This is a genomic window from SAR324 cluster bacterium (assembly GCA_029245725.1).
GTDB lineage: Bacteria > SAR324 > SAR324 > SAR324 > NAC60-12 > JCVI-SCAAA005.
The window spans coordinates 1-3,453 of sequence record JAQWOT010000071.1; the positions used below are offsets into that span (position 1 = coordinate 1).

Genomic DNA, 3,453 nt, shown 5'->3' on the forward strand with positions numbered 1-3,453 from the left:
CAAAGCTATTGTTACTTGATGAACCGCCAGAGGGAATTCAACCCTCCATTATTCAAGACATAGGTCGAGTCATTCAAACGCTGCGGGAACAGGGAGAAATGGCAATATTGTTGGTTGAACAATACTTTGATTTTGCTCGTGAGTTAGCCGATGAATATGTAGTCATGGGTCGAGGAGAAGTTGTTCTTGCCGGCAGTGAAAAGGAGGTTCAACCTCATGAAGTTCGGCGCTGGCTGACTGTCTAAATTACTGACTTAAATGTGAGTTAGTGGAAATCCTCTATTCTTCAAAGCAAACATTCAGTTCTGGCAACCATAATTAGAGTTTGCCTTCGAGCATAAATTAGCTATCTTGCCTGTCGTTTTTGAAAACGCTGCTTCGACAACGTCATGGCCAATATTCTTCAAAATTTGGCTTTTTGAACCGTCCACATCATCTACCGGTAATTCGCAGAAATCACTAAGATTTCGAATCTGCTATCAAATAATGGGTTGCCATGAACCTAACTCCCCGAGAATTAGAAAAACTTACTATCTTCACTGCAGGTGAACTGGCTCGCAAGCGTCGCACTCGCGGACTCAAGCTCAATCACCCTGAGGCTGTGGCCTTGATCACTTCCGAGCTGCTCGAAGCGATTAGGGATGGACGTTCCGTGACAGATGTCATGGCTTTCGGTCGTACAATCCTTAAAGCCGAGGAAGTCATGGAAGGTGTTCCAGAAATGATTCCAGAAATTCAGGTCGAAGGAACTTTTCCAGATGGGACTAAGCTGGTTACCGTCCACGACCCGATCCAATAACTAAATCCAACCATCCAAGCGGAGGATGATCATGATCCCTGGAGAATACCAACTATCGAAGTCTCCAATCGAAATCAATGCAGGTCGCCGAACAAGTACTGTTCGTGTTGAGAATACAGGAGACCGTCCAATCCAGGTTGGTTCGCACTGCCATTTCTTCGAATGTAACGCTTCTTTACGCTTCACACGGGAAGAAGCCTACGGGATGCGACTCAATATACCGGCAGGGACTGCTGTCCGCTTTGAGCCGGGAGATACCCGTGAAGTTGAACTTGTGGAACTGGGAGGAAATCGAGAAGTCCTCGGTCTTAATCAGTTGGTGGAGGGAATTCTGGACACGACAGAAGTCCGCCAGGCCGCTCTTCAACGATCTACCAACTTCGTACGCTGAGGGAGAAACATCATGCGCATGGAAAGACATCACTACGCTGAACACTTCGGTCCCACCGTTGGGGATAAGATTCGACTAGGTGACACCGAATTGTTTGCAGAAATTGAGAAAGACCACACTGTTTACGGTGATGAAGCCATTTTTGGAGGTGGCAAAGTGCTGCGAGATGGGATGGGTCAGTCTCCTACAGCTACCAGAGGCCAGGGTACTCCTGACGTTGTGATCACGAACGTAGTCATTGTAGATTACACTGGCATCATCAAGGCAGATGTTTCGATTCGAGATGGACGCATTACAGGTATCGGTAAGTCTGGAAACCCAGGCATCATGGATGGTGTCACGCCTGGAATGGAAGTCGGAGTTTCGACAGAGATCATCGCTGGGGAGGGAATGATCCTAACTGCTGGAGCAATTGATGCCCATGTTCACTTCATCTCACCCAACCAGATTCCAGAGGCCTTCTATTCGGGAATCACTACTCTGATAGGAGGGGGAACCGGACCGGCTACAGGTACCAAAGCTACGACTTGTACTCCAGGAGCTTGGAACATCCGTAAGATGTATGAAGCTATCGAAAGCTTTCCGCTGAATTTTGGTTTTCTTGGGAAAGGGAACTCCTCGAGTCCAGCTGGACTGAGAGAGCAGCTGGATGCTGGGGCTTTAGGATTAAAATTACACGAGGATTGGGGGACCACCCCAGCCGCAATTGACCAATGTCTGAGTGTCGCTGAAGAATACGATGTGCAAGTTGCAATTCATACTGACACTCTCAATGAATGTGGTTTTGTCGAGGACACCATCACTGCTTTCAAGGATCGAACAATCCACACCTATCACACTGAGGGCGCTGGGGGAGGCCACGCTCCCGACATCATGAAGTTGTGTGGTGAAGCAAACGTTCTCCCCTCTTCTACAAACCCAACGATGCCCTATACTGTCAACACAATGGCTGAGCACCTCGACATGTTGATGGTCTGTCACCATCTTTCTCCCTCGATTCCCGAAGACGTTGCCTTCGCTGAATCAAGAATCCGAGCTGAGACTATTGCTGCCGAAGACATTCTCCATGATCTTGGAGCCTTCAGCATTCTTTCTTCTGATTCTCAGGCAATGGGCCGCATCGGGGAGGTCATCTGCAGGACCTGGCAAACCGCCAGCAAGATGAAGCAGCAGCGAGGAGCCCTACCCGATGACAAAAGTGCCAACGACAACTTACGTATCCGCCGTTACGTTGCGAAATACACTATCAACCCAGCGCTGACTCATGGTGTTTCTCATGAGATCGGTTCTGTAGAAGTCAGCAAAATGGCCGATCTGGTACTTTGGAACCCTGCATTCTTTGGGATCAAGCCCTCACTGATTATGAAAGGTGGTTTCATTGCTGGTGCGCTGATGGGAGATGGGAACGCCTCAATCCCCACCCCAGAACCAAATTTCTATCGAGGGATGTTTGGATCTTACGGACAAGCTACCAACGCGACCAGCGTTCATTTCACTTCAAAAGCAGGTCTGAACAGCGGAGCCTTGCAGGGCCTCAACCGTCGTTGTGTTGCTGTAAGTGGTTGTCGTAACTTACGGAAGCAGGATCTGCCACTGAATAGTTACTTACCAAAAATGGAAATCAATCCTGAGACTTACGAGGTGCGTGCCGATGGGCAGCATCTTCATTGCGAGCCCGCAAAAGTGTTACCGTTGGCTCAGCGTTATTTTCTGTTCTAACACCCCTGGGAGATCACATGATTATCGTTGAAGAAGTCCAGCCTGCTGGTTTGGGGGCTGTAATGCAAGATTGGGAAATCGACACTCTCACTCTTCCCTGGGAGGAGCGCTGTCGCAGTCATGGAAGACGCAAGACCGACCGAGGTCGGGAGTTTGCCTTAGCCCTGCCCTCAGGAAGCATCCTCCGACAAGGAGACCAGCTTCTACTATCTTCAGAACGCTGCCAAGTTCAGGTTCAGGAAGCTCCAGAGTCAGTCTTGGTTTTACGTCCGCTAAGTCCTCCAGAGTGGGCTTGGCTCGCCTACCAAATTGGTAATCGTCACTTGTCACTGATGATCACGGATTTCGAACTGATCTGCCCCCATGAACCTGCTGCAGAGCATCTCTTTCAGCAACTTGGAATCAACTACGAAGTCAGTGAACGCCCCTTCACCCCAGCCATCCCACAGAGTGGACACACCCACTGAGAATGCCGGACTGGAGCAGTGGCTGAGTGTACTGCATCTGAGTGATAGCGCTTTGCCCATTGGGGCCTTCGCTTACT

At 49.5% G+C, this 3,453-nt stretch carries 5 protein-coding genes; all 5 read left to right on the top strand.

Features of this window, described 5'->3' with window-relative positions; genetic code table 11:
* The coding region (locus tag P8O70_03090; protein MDG2195868.1) for an ABC transporter ATP-binding protein at positions 1 to 245 on the top strand (245 nt) is incomplete at its 5' end.
* Between the two features lie 251 nt (positions 246 to 496).
* On the top strand, positions 497 to 799 hold the full coding sequence (locus tag P8O70_03095) for an urease subunit gamma (protein MDG2195869.1): 303 nt from the start codon (positions 497 to 499) through the stop codon (positions 797 to 799).
* A gap of 31 nt (positions 800 to 830) precedes the next feature.
* Complete coding sequence (locus P8O70_03100; GenBank protein MDG2195870.1) at positions 831 to 1,190, top strand: urease subunit beta; 360 nt, start codon at positions 831 to 833, stop codon at positions 1,188 to 1,190.
* 12 nt (positions 1,191 to 1,202) lie between these two features.
* Positions 1,203 to 2,909, top strand: coding sequence for an urease subunit alpha (gene ureC / locus P8O70_03105; protein MDG2195871.1), 1,707 nt, complete (start codon positions 1,203 to 1,205; stop codon positions 2,907 to 2,909).
* 17 nt (positions 2,910 to 2,926) lie between these two features.
* Positions 2,927 to 3,376, top strand: coding sequence for an urease accessory protein UreE (locus P8O70_03110; GenBank protein ID MDG2195872.1), 450 nt, complete (start codon positions 2,927 to 2,929; stop codon positions 3,374 to 3,376).
* The last annotated feature ends 77 nt before the right edge of the window (positions 3,377 to 3,453 follow it).